The organism is Oceanibaculum sp., assembly GCF_022449305.1.
Lineage (GTDB): Bacteria > Pseudomonadota > Alphaproteobacteria > Oceanibaculales > Oceanibaculaceae > Oceanibaculum > Oceanibaculum indicum.
Window position 1 is genome coordinate 211,398 of the sequence record NZ_JAKUSO010000002.1, and the last position, 14,678, is coordinate 226,075.

14 protein-coding genes are annotated in these 14,678 nt (G+C 66.5%); 8 read left to right on the forward strand and 6 right to left on the reverse strand.

Features of this window, described 5'->3' with window-relative positions:
* Positions 1-294: 294 nt before the first annotated feature.
* Entirely contained in the window at positions 295-1,224 is a 930-nt protein-coding gene (locus tag MK313_RS01440) for a class I fructose-bisphosphate aldolase (protein ID WP_008944938.1), read from the forward strand.
* Positions 1,221-1,895 carry a thiamine phosphate synthase gene (thiE, locus tag MK313_RS01445; RefSeq protein WP_287779825.1) on the forward strand — a complete coding sequence of 225 codons (675 nt, stop codon included), beginning with the start codon at positions 1,221-1,223 and terminating at the stop codon, positions 1,893-1,895. The genes MK313_RS01440 and thiE overlap by 4 nt, the downstream gene beginning before the upstream one ends.
* Positions 1,896-1,923: 28 nt before the next feature.
* Here the strand turns inward: thiE and MK313_RS01450 are convergent, their stop codons facing one another.
* Positions 1,924-3,087, reverse strand: a complete 1,164-nt coding sequence (locus tag MK313_RS01450; RefSeq protein WP_287779803.1) for a mandelate racemase/muconate lactonizing enzyme family protein — start codon at positions 3,085-3,087, stop codon at positions 1,924-1,926.
* A gap of 350 nt (positions 3,088-3,437) precedes the next feature.
* Between MK313_RS01450 and MK313_RS01455 the strand changes: the two genes are divergently transcribed.
* From MK313_RS01455 to MK313_RS01480, 6 genes are all read left to right on the forward strand, one after another.
* A complete protein-coding gene (locus MK313_RS01455) occupies positions 3,438-4,130 on the forward strand; it encodes a hypothetical protein (RefSeq protein WP_287779805.1) in 693 nt (230 codons plus the stop codon).
* 149 nt (positions 4,131-4,279) lie between these two features.
* Positions 4,280-4,846 carry an elongation factor P gene (efp, locus tag MK313_RS01460; protein ID WP_008944943.1) on the forward strand — a complete coding sequence of 189 codons (567 nt, stop codon included), beginning with the start codon at positions 4,280-4,282 and terminating at the stop codon, positions 4,844-4,846.
* Between the two features lie 47 nt (positions 4,847-4,893).
* Positions 4,894-5,700 (forward strand): inositol monophosphatase family protein, encoded by an 807-nt coding sequence (locus MK313_RS01465; RefSeq protein ID WP_008944944.1) that lies wholly within the window; start codon positions 4,894-4,896, stop codon positions 5,698-5,700.
* 226 nt (positions 5,701-5,926) lie between these two features.
* The gene (locus MK313_RS01470) at positions 5,927-6,928 is read left to right on the forward strand and encodes an OmpA family protein (RefSeq protein WP_287779808.1); all 1,002 of its coding nucleotides are present in this window, start codon (positions 5,927-5,929) and stop codon (positions 6,926-6,928) included.
* Positions 6,929-7,073: 145 nt separating this feature from the next.
* A complete protein-coding gene (locus MK313_RS01475; protein ID WP_287779810.1) occupies positions 7,074-8,204 on the forward strand; it encodes a flagellar motor protein MotA in 1,131 nt (376 codons plus the stop codon).
* Positions 8,201-9,655, forward strand: a complete 1,455-nt coding sequence (locus MK313_RS01480; RefSeq protein ID WP_287779812.1) for a peptidoglycan -binding protein — start codon at positions 8,201-8,203, stop codon at positions 9,653-9,655. Before MK313_RS01475 ends, MK313_RS01480 begins: the two co-directional genes overlap by 4 nt.
* Before the next feature lie 185 nt (positions 9,656-9,840).
* On the opposite strand, the gene dgcA is transcribed toward MK313_RS01480, so the two are convergent.
* The 5 genes from dgcA to lgt all read right to left on the reverse strand — a co-directional run.
* The gene (gene dgcA / locus MK313_RS01485) at positions 9,841-10,821 is read right to left on the reverse strand and encodes an N-acetyl-D-Glu racemase DgcA (protein ID WP_287779815.1); all 981 of its coding nucleotides are present in this window, start codon (positions 10,819-10,821) and stop codon (positions 9,841-9,843) included.
* Complete coding sequence (gene dgcN, locus MK313_RS01490) at positions 10,821-11,828, reverse strand: N-acetyltransferase DgcN (RefSeq protein ID WP_008944949.1); 1,008 nt, start codon at positions 11,826-11,828, stop codon at positions 10,821-10,823. The genes dgcA and dgcN overlap by 1 nt, the downstream gene beginning before the upstream one ends.
* Positions 11,829-12,107: 279 nt before the next feature.
* Positions 12,108-12,869, reverse strand: a complete 762-nt coding sequence (gene pgeF / locus MK313_RS01495) for a peptidoglycan editing factor PgeF (RefSeq protein WP_008944950.1) — start codon at positions 12,867-12,869, stop codon at positions 12,108-12,110.
* Positions 12,870-12,911: 42 nt separating this feature from the next.
* Complete coding sequence (locus tag MK313_RS01500) at positions 12,912-13,997, reverse strand: class I SAM-dependent methyltransferase (RefSeq protein ID WP_287779818.1); 1,086 nt, start codon at positions 13,995-13,997, stop codon at positions 12,912-12,914.
* The coding region (gene lgt, locus MK313_RS01505; protein ID WP_287779820.1) for a prolipoprotein diacylglyceryl transferase at positions 13,994-14,678 on the reverse strand (685 nt) is incomplete at its 5' end. The genes lgt and MK313_RS01500, both read right to left, overlap by 4 nt.

Here is a 14,678-nt window from a genome sequence, read left to right on the forward strand (position 1 = left end):
TCTGATGACATCGACAACCTCTCCGCCCGTCACCCCCGGGCTTGATCCGGGGGTCCAGGGGCCACATGCCGAAACGATGCAGGCAGAGCACCGCCCCTGGATTGCCGGGTCAAGCCCGGCAATGACAAAAGAGTGTGGCCCAGGTCAGAACTCAAACTGGCCATCCCGTCAGCGCGCCGCCCCAGATTGCAAAAGCGGGGCGTATCGGCTATTTCGTGGGCGCGATGAACGCCGTCGCGCCGAAACTGGCCGCGATGCGCCCCAGGAAACCGCACCCCGAAAGGATTTCGCCCGATGAAGATGACCCAGCGCGTCAAGAAGATCCTCGACAATTACGAATCCGATTCGCCGGGCGTGAAGGCCAACCTCGCGCGCATCCTGATGCAGGGCAAGCTGGGCGGCACCGGCCGTCTGGTCATCCTGCCGGTCGATCAGGGCTTCGAGCATGGCCCCGCGCGCAGCTTCGCGCCGAACCCCGAGGCCTATGACCCGCATTATCACTTCAAGCTGGCCATCGATGCCGGCCTGTCGGCCTATGCCGCCCCGCTCGGCATGCTGGAAGCCGGCGCCGATACCTTCGCCGGCCAGATCCCGACCATCCTGAAGGTCAATTCCTCCAACTCGCTGTCGCGCGAGAAGGAAGCCGCCAACCAGGCCGTCACCGGCTCCATCGGCGATGCGCTGAAGCTCGGCTGCTCGGCCATTGGCCTGACCATCTATCCGGGCTCCGACGCCGCCTTCGACATGATGGAAGAGGCCCGCGAGCTGGCCGAGGAGGCGAAGTCGGTCGGCCTTGCCGTCGTCATGTGGTCCTATCCGCGCGGCGGCGACCTGTCGAAGCCGGGCGAGACGGCGGTCGACATCTGCGCCTATGCCGCGCATATGGCAGCGCTGCTCGGCGCCCACATCATCAAGGTGAAGCCGCCGACGGCCGCCCTGGAACTGGACGCCGCCAAGAAGGTGTATGAGAGCAAGAAGATCCCGATCGGCACCATGACCGAGCGTATTTCCCACGTCGTGCAGTCCTCCTTCAACGGCCGCCGTCTGGTCGTCTTCTCCGGCGGCGAGGCGAAGGATCTGGACGGTCTGTACAACGAGATCCGCGAAATCCGCGATGGCGGCGGCACCGGCTCGATCATCGGCCGCAACACCTTCCAGCGCCCGCGCGCCGATGCGCTGGCGATGCTGGACACCATCGTGAAGATCTATCAGGGGAAGGCCTGACCATTCGCACCAGGCTCTACCTCGTGACGCCGCCGGAGATCGATCTGGCGGCGTTTCCCGACCGGCTCAGCCAGGCGCTGGAAGCGGGCGATGTCGCCTGCCTCCAGCTGCGGCTGAAGACCGGCGACGGCCCGGCTGACGAGGCGGTCATCCGCAAGGCGGTCGAGCGGCTGCGGCCGATCTGCCACAACCATGATGTGGCGCTGATCCTGAACGACGACCCCGTCCTCGCCGCCGAGCTGGACTGCGACGGCGTGCATGTCGGCCAGGAAGACACGCCCTATGACGAGGCCCGGCAGATCGTCGGGCCGGACGCCATCGTCGGCGTCACCTGCCACAATTCCCGGCACCTCGCCATGAGTGCCGCCGAGCAGGGCGCCGACTATGTCGCCTTCGGCGCCTTCTTCCCGACCCACACCAAGCAGGCCAAGACCCAGGCCGATATCGAGCTGCTGTCCTGGTGGGCCGAGCTGATGGAGGTGCCTGTCGTCGCCATCGGCGGCATCACGGTCGAGAATTGCCGGCCGCTGGTCGAGGCCGGGGCCGATTTCCTGGCCGTGGTCGGCGGGGTGTGGAATCACAAGGACGGTCCCGCCGCCGCGGTCGCCGCCTTCAACCGCATCTTCGACGAAGTCGAGGCGGCGAAGAAGGGCGGCAAGACGCGGAAATAACCGCCCAGCCGCCCCCTACCCGGCCCCTCTATTCCGCAAGCTCGCGCATGACCTTGATGAGGTCGGACTTGCCCTCGAAGCCGATGCCCGGCAGGTCCGGCATCACGATATGGCCGTCCTCGACCCTCACCCCGTCCGGGAATCCGCCATAGGGCTGGAACAGGTCGGGATAGCTCTCATTGCCGCCGAGGCCGAGGCCCGCCGCGATGTTGAGCGACATCTGGTGGCCGCCATGGGGAATACAGCGCGACGGCGACCAGCCGAACTGGCGCAGCACATCGAGCGTGCGCAGATACTCGACCAGCCCGTAGGCCAGCGCGCAGTCGAACTGCAGCCAGTCGCGGTCGGGGCGCATGCCGCCATAGCGCAGCAGGTTGCGGGCATCCTGATGCGAGAACAGATTCTCGCCCGTCGCCATCGGCGCGTCATAGAATTCGGAGATCGCGGCCTGCAGGGCATAATCCAGCGGATCGCCGATCTCTTCGTACCAGAACAGCGGATAGTCGCGCAGCATCTTGGCGTAGGCGATGGCGGTCTCCAGGTCGAACCGGCCATTGGCATCCACGGCGAGCTGCGCCTGCGAGCCGATCTCCTTGAGGACGGATTCGATGCGACCACGATCCTCATCGAGCGAGGCGCCGCCGATCTTCATCTTCACGACATTGTAGCCCCGGTCGAGATAGCTGCGCATCTCCGCGCACAGGGCCGAATTGTCCTTGCCCGGATAATAATAGCCGCCGGCGGCATAGACGAAGACCTTCGGGTCAGCCTCGCGCCCCTTCATCTCAGCCAGCAGGCGGAACAGCGGCTTGCCCTCGATCTTGGCGACGGCATCCCAGACCGCCATGTCGATGGTGCCGACCGCGACCGACCGCTCGCCATGCCCGCCGGGCTTCTCGTTGGTCATCATCCTGGCCCAGATCCTGTGCGGGTCGAGATTGGTGCCCGCCTCATTCAGCAGGCTTTCCGGCGATGCTTCGAGGATACGGTCGCGGAAGCGTTCGCGGATCAGCCCGCCCTGCCCGTAACGCCCGTTCGAGTTGAAGCCGTAGCCGACCACGCGGCGGCCGTCGCGCACCACATCGGTAACGACCGCGACCAGGCTGGCCGTCATCTTCGAGAAATCGATATAGGCGTTGCGAATGGGCGAGGCGATCGGCTTGGTCACCTCGACGATATCGACGATCCGCATGGGGGGCGCTCCTGTGCTTGCTTTTGCCGGCAATTGCGATTGGGCGCGACACTAGCGCCGCTCCCCGCCGCCGTCCAATGCGCATGACGGATCAATCCATGCGGGAACGGGATGGCTTATCGGTGGCGAGGGGGACGAAGGGTGATGACGTTTCACGCCACCCCATTGACCGCCTTGCTGCCGTCAACCCCCAAAAAAATTTGCCTGCCATTTCTCTCTAGCTCGCCGCCAAAGAAGGCGCGAAAAATGACTGTTTGCCGCTTGGGTTTACCAAAACATAATTTGCTATAGACTTTTCTCTAAGGTCCTAGCATATTCTCTCCAGAGAAACCCAAAAGGAGTCTACGAAAATGACAAATGTCTACGCAACGCTCGAAAAGCTTCAGTATGCTAAGCGTCTGTTTGAAATCGGAATCGAGTACCTTGAGGGACAAGGCTACGAAGTCTCGCGCGTGCCGCGCTCAGGCAAGAAGAGCCTGCGGCGCGTGAAGAAGGGCAAGGAAGAGTTTAACGTTGCGATCCGCACGTCTCAGGATCAGTGGTTTGCTTTTCCGCGCGACCATGACGGAAACTGGCTTGGCATGGATGATGTTAATGTGAAGCGGGTTATTGTCGTGGCGCTCAACACCCGCGACAAAGACAAGGAAAAATTCGGACTTGTCCACGACTTCGCTGCCGACGAAGTGCGCAAGCGTCTCAATAAGAACTATGAAGCTCGTTATGCCGTGAACCCTAACTTCGATGTCTCGCACGGTAATTGGATCTCGCTCTACAACGAAGAGGCGAAGGAGCCAACATCCTTTGTCGGTGCAGGTATCGGTATTAAGTTTCCTCCTGTTGCCCGCGTGCCGTTGCTCGGAAAGACAGCGGATGATGCGGGGGAAGTCGATGTGACTGAGGCTAGCGAATTCTCGAATGTTCCGGCGACCGTGCGGCAGCGCGAAGATAACGATAGCCCACTCACCATTGCCGAAGCCAAGCGCAGGCTAGCTCTTACGTTCGGCGTGGAGCCGAATGCGATCAAAATCACTATTGAGGCCTAACCAAACAAAGGGACAAAAGCGGACTGACGGCAAACCAAATCCCCCGAATCACCCCCTCCCGCCCGCACGCTTGCCCTTATCTGGCCAAGCTGATAGCTTCCGCGCGCCCGGCACCGGGTGAAACCCGAACATCTAATGGAATCGAAGCGATGAAAATCGACGGCAACGCCATCCGCCCCGGCTACGTCATCGAATATAACAACCGCCTGTGGGTGGCGGTGAAGACGCAGCATGTGAAGCCGGGCAAGGGCGGCGCCTACATGCAGGTCGAGCTGAAGGACATCCGCGACGGCACCAAACTGAACGAGCGCTTCCGCTCCGCCGACACGGTGGAACGCGTGCGGCTCGACCAGAAAGACATGCAGTACATCTTCGGCGACGACACCACCCTGACCTTCATGGACATGGAAACCTACGAGCAGGTCTCCATCGCCCGCGAGCTGGCCGGCGACCCCGCCGTGTTCCTGCAGGACGGCATGAAGTGCGTGGTCGAGTTCTATGAGGAAGAGGCGCTGTCGGTGCAGCTGCCGGAAACCGTCATCATGACCATCGTCGAGGCCGACCCGGTGGTGAAGGGGCAGACTGCCGCCTCCTCCTACAAGCCGGCGATCCTGGAGAATGGCGTGCGCGTCATGGTGCCGCCGCATGTCGAAAGCGGCACCCGCATCGTGGTGCGCACCGAAGACCAGACCTATGTGGAGCGCGCGAAGGGCTGACCGCCTTTCGCCGCCCTTTCCCTACGTTTCAAGACTTTCAGGACATCATGGCCGTTCGTTCCCCCCTCATCAATGTCATGGTCAACGCTGCCTACAAGGCGGCGCGCGGCCTGGTCCGCGATTTCGGGGAGGTCGAGCAGCTCCAGGTCTCCAGGAAGGGCGTGGCAGACTTCGTCTCCACCGCCGACCTGAAGGCCGAGAAGGTGCTGAAGCAGGAGCTGGGCAAGGCCCGGCCGCGCTTCTCCTTCCTGATGGAGGAAAGCGGCGCCACAGCGGCTGCCGCCGGTGGCGACCAGGAGCCGGAGGGGCGCTGGATCGTCGATCCGCTGGACGGCACCACCAACTTCCTGCACGGCATCCCGCATTTCTGCATCTCCATCGGCGTGGAGAAGGCCGGCGAGATCGTGGCCGGCGTGATCTACGAGCCGGTCCGCGACGAGCTGTTCTGGGCCGAAAAGGGCGCGGGCGCCTTCCTGAATGACCGCCGCCTGCGGGTTTCCGGCCGGCGCAACCTGAACGAGGCGCTGTTCGCCACCGGCATTCCCTTCGCCGGCCGGCCGGGCCACGAGAAGCTGCTGACCGAGATGGCCGCCGTGATGAAGGTGTCCTCGGGCATCCGCCGCTTCGGCGCGGCAGCCCTTGACCTCGCCTATGTCGCCGCCGGGCGCTATGACGGCTACTGGGAAACCGGCCTGAACCCCTGGGACATCGCCGCCGGCATTGTCATCGTGAAGGAGGCGGGCGGCTTCGTCACCACCATCTCCGGCACCGGCGACCCGCTGGACAGCGGCGACATCCTTGCCGCCAACCGCGAGCTGCACGCCCCGCTCGGCAAGATCGTGCGCGAGGCCTGAGGCCGCTTATCCCGCTACCGTTTTCCCGCCGCATCCGGCGGGCAAGCGAGTTGTTCTCCCCCGTGCCATGCGATATGGTCGCAGCAGCCGGCAGCGGACCGCTTGCAGGAAGCGGTCGCATAAACGCGTGCATGGTCAAAGGGCTATAAGCCAAAGGGCTATGGGCCACGGCAGAGGGGGACACTGACGCATGGACCTACGCAAACACGGTTTGAAACCTGCGCTCATGGCGGCGACGGCAGTGTTCGCGCTGTTGCTCGTGACGCCAGCGACCGCGCAGATCGTCATCGGCGGCGACGGCAATTCCTCCGTGACCGTGAACATGGATGTGCTTGATGGCGGCACGCGCGGACGCCTCACCGCGCCGGGCAGTGACGGCCGCATCCTGCTGATGCCGAACGCGCCGCGCGAAGGCCAGGAGCGTATCGTCCTGAAGCCGCCGGCCTCGATGCGCGGCGCGGCGCAGCCCGCCACCCCCGCCTCCAATACACCCGCCCTGGCGGCAGCCCCGCAGCTGACCCCGCCGGCTGCGATGCGGAGCACGGCACGGCCAGCAGCGGCACCCGCAGCGCCGACCGTAACGCCACCCACCGCCCCGGCAGTGCGCGCGCCGACCGCGCTGCAGCCCCAGAAGCCGGAAGCCCCGAAGGTCGCCACACCGCAGATTGCGGCACCCCAAATAGCGGCACCCAGGCCCGCCGAGACACCGAAGCCGGCGGCCCCCGCCGCCAGCACCGAAAAGCCACAGCGCACCGCTGCCCTGCCCTCGGCCAAGCCGGAACCGGTGACGCCGCCCGCGCCAAAAGTGGAAGCGAAGCCGGAGCCCCAGGCTGCGCCCCAGACCACGACAAGGCCCGCCGAGCAGCGCGTCGCCGCACTGCCGCCGCAGAGCAGCGCCCCCAGCCAGCCGGCACCGGCCGGCATCACCCGGCTGGCCTTCGGCTTCAACCAGGCGGAGATGGACGAGGCGGCGCGCACCCAGCTGCAGGCCGTCGCCAAGCGCCTGCAGGACAATGAGTCGCTGCGCGTGCAGCTGCTGGCCTATGCCGGCGGCGAGGGCGTATCCTCCAGCCAGGCGCGGCGGCTGTCGCTGTCGCGCGCGCTGGCCGTGCGCTCGCAGCTGATCGAGCAGGGCATCCGCAGCACCCGCATGGATGTCCGCGCGCTCGGCGATACCGACAAGGACGGCCCGGCCGACCGCGTCGATATCCGCATCGTTGACCGCTAGGGGGAATGACGGCGCGCCCTGCCGCCTCACCGCACCGGGCACGCCGCCATGACCCCGCCAAATTCCGGCTGTTAGCTGCCCTTCCCCGGCGCTGCACCACCCCATCATCAGGCCGCCGACGCCGCGGCGCGAAAGGCTGTAAACGATGAGTACGCCCAAACGCTTCCTCACCCGCATGGCGCTGTTCCTCGTCGCGGTGCTGGTCGCGGTGGCGCTGCTGTTCCCGGCCCTGCAGGTCGCCTTCCTGGCGGCACCGATTCTGAACGGCATGATCATCGCGGTGCTGCTGATCGGCATCGTGTACAGCTTCCGCCAGGTGCTGATGCTGGGGCCGGAAGCGGCCTGGATCGACTCCTTCCGGCGCGGCGGCGCCAGCACCACCGTGCAGCGCCAGCCCCGGCTGCTGGGGCCGATCGCCAATCTGCTGACCGAACGCCAGGGCCGCGTCAGCCTGTCGGCGATGACGCTGCGCTCGCTGCTTGACGGCGTGTCCTCACGGCTCGACGAATCGCGCGACCTGTCACGCTACATGGTCGGACTGCTGATCTTCCTGGGCCTGCTTGGCACTTTCTGGGGGCTGATCCAGACCATCGATTCGGTCGGCAGGGTGATCTCCGGCCTGTCCTTCGCCAGCGGCGATCTGGCCACCGTGTTTCAGGAACTGCAGGCCGGGCTGGAAGCGCCCTTGAGCGGCATGGGCACGGCCTTCAGCTCCTCGCTGTTCGGCCTGTCGGGCTCGCTGATCCTGGGCTTCCTCGATCTGCAGGCGGGCCAGGCGCAGAACCGCTTCTACAACGAGCTGGAGGACTGGCTGTCCAGCCTGACACGCCTCGGCTCCGCCGGCCCGGTCAGCGAGGGCGACGCCTCGGTGCCGGCTTATGTGCAGGCGCTGCTGGAACAGAGCGCCGACACGCTGGACCGGCTGCAGCGCACCATCGAGCGCGGCGAGGAAAGCCGGCGCGGCGCCAATACCAACCTGATCGCGCTGACCGAGAAGCTGAGCATGCTGACCGACCAGATGCGCGTCGAGCAGTCGCTGATGCAGAAGATCGCCGAAGGGCAGGTTGAGCTGCGCAGCGTGCTGGCGCGGCTGGCCGATGGCGGTATCGGCGCTGACGAGCAGACCCGCTCGCACATCCGCAATATGGAGCTGTATCTGGCCCGCCTGCTGGAAGACAGCGCCAGCGGCCGCAACCAGGCCATCGAGGAGGTCCGCAGCGAGATCCGCCTGCTGGCCCGCACCATCGCCGCCATCGCCGAAGAAAGCCAGCGATGAGCATGGCCCGCCGCCAGCGCCGGCATCTGGATATCTGGCCGGGCTTCGTCGATGCGCTGGGCGCGCTGCTGGCCGTCATCCTGTTCCTGCTGATGGTGTTCATCGTCGCGCAGTTCTACCTGACGCAGGCGCTGTCCGGGCGCGAGCAGGCCTTGCAGCGGCTGGAACGGCAGATCGTCGAGCTGACCGACATGCTGGCGCTGGAACGCGAGACCAATGCCGACCTGAAGCTGAACATCGCCCAGCTCTCGGCAGACCTGCAGGGCTCGGTATCGGCGCGCGATGACCTGACCGCGCGCATCAGCCAGCTGACCGAACAGCGCGACACGATGGAAAGCCGGCTGGCCACGGCGTTGGCCGACCTGTCCGGCGCGCGCACCAGCCTCGATGCCGCCGAGGCCGAGCGCGGCCGCGCGATGGCCGGGCTGGAAGAAGCCTACAAGACCATCCGCGCCGACAAGGAAACCATCGAGGCGCAACTGCGCGATCTCGAACGGCTGAACCGCGACATCGCCTCGCTGCGCAAGACGCGCGAGCAGCTGGAAGCCCGCGTGACGGAGCTGGCCGGCGCGCTGAAGGTCGCCGAGGACAAGGCCATCGATCTGACGAAGCAGGCGGAGGTGAGCGCGGCCGAGAAGGAAGCCCGCATCCAGGCGCTGATCGCCGACCTGACGGTGGCGCGCGACCGCACGCGGGAGCTGGAAGCCCGGCTCAGCACCTCGGAGGAGCGCACCGCCCTGGCGCAGAAGGAGATCGACGAGCGCGACACGCGGCTCTCCGCGTTGCGCGGCGAGCTGGACAGCGAAAAGCAAATCTCCACCGAAGCCCAGCGTCAGGTGGAGTTGCTGAACCGGCAGCTGCTGGCCCTGCGCCAGCAGCTGGCCCAGATCAGCGCCGCGCTCGACGCCTCGGAGGCCAAATCGGCCGAACAGCAGGCGCAGATTGTCGATCTCGGCCGCCGCCTGAATCTGGCGCTGGCCAGCAAGGTGGAGGAGCTGGCGCGCTACCGCTCGGAATTCTTCGGCAAGCTGCGCGAGGTGCTGGCCGACCGGCAGAACATCCGCATCGTCGGCGACCGCTTCATCTTCCAGTCGGAAGTGTTCTTCGATTCCGGCTCCGCCACGCTGGGGCTGGAAGGCCAGACCCAGCTGACCCAGCTGGCCAGCGTGCTGCTGGATATCTCCAAGCAGATTCCCGACAATATCGACTGGGTGCTGCAGGTCGAGGGCCATACCGACAATGTGCCCATTGCCACCGCGCAATTTCCGTCGAACTGGGAGCTGTCGGCGGCGCGCGCCATCCAGGTGGTCCGCCAGCTGATGGCTGCCGGCATTCCGGCCCGGCGGCTGGCCGCTGCCGGCTATGCCGACAATTACCCGATCGCCAGCAACGCGACCGATTCAGGCCGCCGTCAGAACCGCCGGATCGAGCTGAAGCTGACCCAGCGGTAGAAGGGACTAAGCGCCTGCTTTTGGCGTCGGCGTCTGCTTCCTCTCCTTGTCATTGCCGGGCTTGACCCGGCAATCCAGAGCGGCTGGCTGAAGCGCCTCAGGCAAGGCGCCGCCCCTGGACCCCCGGGTCAAGCCCGGGGGTGACAACAGAGGGCATCATCCCGAAGCATCAGGCCGCTGAGCGCTCAGCCCCACAGCTCCCGGCTGGGCGGGTGCACGAGGCTGCCCTCGTAGGTGAGGCCGCCCGGACGGTCGGCGGCCAGCAGCAGCGGCGCGTCGAGATCGACCACCTTTGCCCCCTGGCCGGCGACGATTCCCGGCGCCATGGACAGCGAGGTGCCGATCATGCAGCCAACCATGACGCCGAGGCCGGCCTGCTCCGCCGCCTGTTTCAGCCGCAGCGCCTCGGTCAGGCCGCCGGTCTTGTCGAGCTTGATGTTGATCATCTCGTACTTGCCGACCATGTGCTCCAGCGAGCGCAGGTCGTGGCAGCTCTCGTCGGCACAGACCGGCAGCGGGTGCTCGGCCCCGGCCAGCGGCGCATCGTCGGCCGCCTTCAGCGGCTGCTCGATCATCTCCACGCCCAGCGCCACCAGCGCCGGGGCATAGCGCAGGTAATGCTCCAGGCTCCAGCCCTCATTGGCATCGACGATCAGCCGGGCCTTCGGCGCGTTGCGGTGGATCGCCTCGACCCGCTCCAGATCGCCGTCGCCCGTCAGCTTCAGCTTCAGCAGCGGCCGGTCGGCGTTCTCCGCCGCGTTGCGGCCCATCGCCTCCGGCTCGTCCAGGCTGATCGTATAGGCGGTGATCAGCGGCTTCGGTTCTGGCAGACCGGCCAGTTCCCAGACCCGCTTGCCGGCCTGCTTCGCCTCCAGGTCCCACAGCGCGCAATCGACCGCGTTGCGGGCCGCCCCGTTCTTCATGACGGTCAGCAGCTCTTCCCGCCCGATGCCGGATTCGATCAGCGGGCGCACCGCCTCGATCTCGGCGATGACGCTGTCGATGGTCTCGTCATAGCGCGCATAGGGCACGCATTCGCCACGGCCCGCCACGCCGTCCTCGGTCAGCGTGACGGTGACGACGTGGGCCTCGGTGCGTGCCCCGCGCGAGATGCGGAACACGCCCCGGATCGGGAAACTCTCCCGCTGGATGGCAAGCTGGCGCATTACAGCCTGGCGACGAAATCGACGATCTTGCCGACGCCGAACCGCACCGGATCGGTGGCCGGCAGGCCGGTCTCGTCCTCGGCGCGCTTCAGGAAGTCCTGCGCCTCGGCCTCCGACAGCATGGAGGTGTTGGCGGTGATGCCGCCGGCCTTGATCGCCGGGTTGGTCAGGCTGCCGCAGCGCAGATTCAGCTCGATGGTCTCCTTCAGGCTGGGCAGCTTGTAGGTCGGCAGGCCGCGCATGTGCGGGCGGTTCGCCTCGGTGCCGATGACGATGACGTCGGCCTGCGCGCCATGCAGCAGGCCCAGCGACACGCCGGCATAGGAGGCGTGGTAGAGCGAGCCCTGGCCCTCGATCAGGTCCCAGTGGTCCGGATCATGCGCCGGGGCCAGCCATTCGACCGCGCCGGAGATGAAGTCGGCGATCACCGCATCGACCGACACACCGTCGCCGGCGATGAAGATGCCGGTCTGGCCGGTGGCGCGGAAATCGGCCTTCATGCCGCGCTTCTTCATTTCCGCCTCAAGGGCGAGCGAGGTGAACATCTTGCCGACCGAGCAGTCGGTGCCGACGGTCAGCAGGCGCTTGCCCGGGCGCTTCACGCCGCTGGCGACATCGAAGTCGCGGGTCGGGTGGCGCACATCGGTGATCTTGCGGCCATTGGCGGCGGCGGCTTCCTTCAGCGCCGGCACGTCGGCGACCTTCTTGTGCAGGCCGGACGAAATGTCCATGCCCAGCTCCAGGCCCTTCTTCAGCGGGTCGATCCAGCTCTGCCCCATCACGCCACCGCGGTTGGCGACGCCGACGATGATGGTCTTCACCCCGGCCTTGGCCGCTTCCTCGATGGTCATGTCGGGCAGGCCCAGATCGGCCTTGCAGCCCGGCAGGCGGAACTGGCCCAGGCACTTTTCCGGGCGCCAGAACTTCACGCCGAAGGCCGTCTTGGCGGCCAGCTGGTCGGGCGCATCGCCCAGGAACATGAGATACGGCGCTTCGATGGCGGACACGGGCCTGATCCTTCTTGCAGAAAAGGTGGATGGTCACGGCACCGCGCCGCGACCCGCTTGTAAGCGGATGAAACAACTACCGCAGGATAACGGACTCTTCAATCGGCTGCTTCAGGGGCGAGTGTCCCTGGTCAGCCTAAGGAAGTTTCTTTTTTATTGTCACCCCGGGCTTGACCCGGGGGTCCAGGGGCGGTGCCCAGCCTGCATCGCCTCAGAACGCGGCCCCTGGATTGCCGGGTCAAGCCCGGCAATGACAAGGAAAGAGACGACAGATGCCCCCTACTCCAGCGCGATGGCGGCGAGCGCGCGGCCGTAATCCTTCTCGCCGGTCAGGCAGGCGCGGCGGTAGCTGAAGAAATTCACCCGGTCGGCGCAGGTGTCGCGGTCCAGCCGCAGCACCTCGCCCAACGCCAGCCGCGACAACCGGCGCGCGACATAGCCGCCAAGGTCGAACATGAACTTTCCTTCCGCCTTGCCGGCGGAGAAGAACAAGGCGTTGGAGCGGTCCTCCTCCAGGAAGGGCGTGGGGAATTCCGGGCCGACCTCGTAGGATTCCACGCCGATGCACGGGCCGATGGCAGCGATGATGTTGGACGGTCGGGCGCCAAGCTCCACCATCGCGCGCACGGTCGATTCCAGCACGCCACCCTTCGCCCCCTTCCAGCCGGCATGGGCGGCGCCGATCACCTTCGCATCGGGATCGACCAGCAGCACCGGCGCGCAATCGGCGGTCAGCACGCCAAGGGCAATGCCCGGCACGGAGGTCACCATGGCGTCCGCCTTCGGCCCCTCGCCCGGCGCCCAGGGCTCGTTCACCGTCACCGCCTCGGCGCTGTGGATCTGGTGGCAGGTGATCAGCGCTTCCAGCGGCAAATCGAGCGCGGCCATCGCCCGCAGGCGGTTGGATGTCACGTCCTTTGGCTTGTCACCGGAGCCGAGGCCGCAATTCAGCGAACTGTACATGCCGCCGGAAACGCCGCCGCGCCGCGTGAAGAAGGCATGGCGGATACCGGGGATTTCCAGCTCGTCCAGAATGATCAAGGGGCGGCCTTTCGCCTGTACAGCTTGCGCGCCGCCGCCCGATCAGCCCCCGAAACCCGGCAATGGGCCGTCAAGGGTCGGGCCGGTCAACGCCAATATCTTGAACAGACTGCCCATTTCCCGGGCATCGATCAAGCGGCGCAACGCGGCATCCACATCCGCTGCGCCTGATTGCCTTAAGGTTTCGGCACGCGCCTCGATCCCCAGCGCCGTCAGGAAGGTGCCCTGTTCGACCGGGCCCTGCGCCACGGCACCGGCCTCCACAGCGGCGCGGGACAGCGCCTGGAAATCGACATGGGCGGTCAGGTCCGCCGTGCCGGGATCGGTCAGCGGATCGTGGAAGCGATGCGCCTTCAGCGCCTGGAAACTGTCGCCGGGCGCACTGCGCGCGGTGCCGTAATCGATCAGCAGCGACGCCCCGCCTTCCGCCTTCAGCCGCGCGCCGATGGCGGCGGAGATCGCAAGGCCGGCCGGGCAGATTTCCGCAATGGCGCCGGCAGGCGCCGTCTCCCGCACGCCGGGATCGAGCAGCGCCGCCCCGGTCGAGAGGCCGGGCGAGACCACGAAGCGGAAGCCCGTGCCAGCCTCATCCAGATCGACCAGCCTTTCGTGCCAGCCACCCGGCAGCCGTTGCAGCTGGCGGATCGGCAGCGCGTCGAAGAATTCGTTGGCGACTAGGATCATCGGCCCGTCCGGCACGGAGGCGATATCGTCATGCCAGTCGACTGCCACGCCGGAGGCGGCCAGCGCTTGCTTCTGCCGCTTGCGCAGCGGGCGGCTGGTTTCCACCAGATGCAGGCGGATCGATTCGCGGAAGCCCGGCACACGGCGGGCGGCGCGCAGGAAATCCGCCATCAGCGTACCGCGCCCCGGCCCCAGTTCAACCAGCCGGACCGGGTCAGGACTGCCCATCTGCTGCCAGATTACGGCGGCCCACAGGCCGATAAGCTCGCCGAACATCTGGCTGATTTCCGGCGCGGTGGTGAAGTCGCCCGCCGCCCCCAGCGGATCGCGGCTGCGGTAATAGCCATGCACCGGGTGGCCCAGCGCCTCCGCCATGTAATCCGCCACCGTGATCGGCCCGTTGGCCGCGATGCGCCGCGCCAGCAGGGCCGCTACAGGCGTCATGCCCGATTCGGCGTATCGTCGGACGGTTCAGTGGTCAGCGCATGGCGGACGAGCAGCAGCCCCAGCAGGATCATCGGCAGGGAGAGCAGCTGCCCCATGGTGGCGCCAAACCACAGGAAGCCGAGGAAACTGTCCGGCTCCCGGAAGAACTCGCCGATGCAGCGCGCCACGCCATAGCCCGCGAAGAAGCTGCCGGCCAGCAGGCCCGGCCGCTTCTTGGCATTGAAGCCGAAGATCAGCACCGCCATCAGCACGAACAGCGCCAGCCCTTCGAGGCCGGCCTGATAAAGCTGGCTGGGATGGCGCGGCAGCGGCCCGCCATGCGGGAACACCATGCCCAGCGCGGCGTCGGTGACGCGGCCATACAGCTCGCCATTGATGAAGTTGGCGATGCGCCCGAAGAACAGCCCGATGGGGGCGGCGGCGCAGATGATGTCCGCCAGCGACAACAGCGGCAGCTTGTTGCGGCGCGCGAACAGGAAGGTGGCGGCGACAACGCCCAGCAGCCCGCCATGGAAGGCCATGCCGCCCCGCCAGACCATCAGGATCTGCAACGGCTCGGCGAGGTAATAATCGGGACGGTAGAACAGCACATAGCCCAGCCGCCCGCCGATCACCACGCCCAGCGTCGCCCAGACGATGAAATCATCCAGCAGGCGCGGCTCGAAATGCACCGGCTCG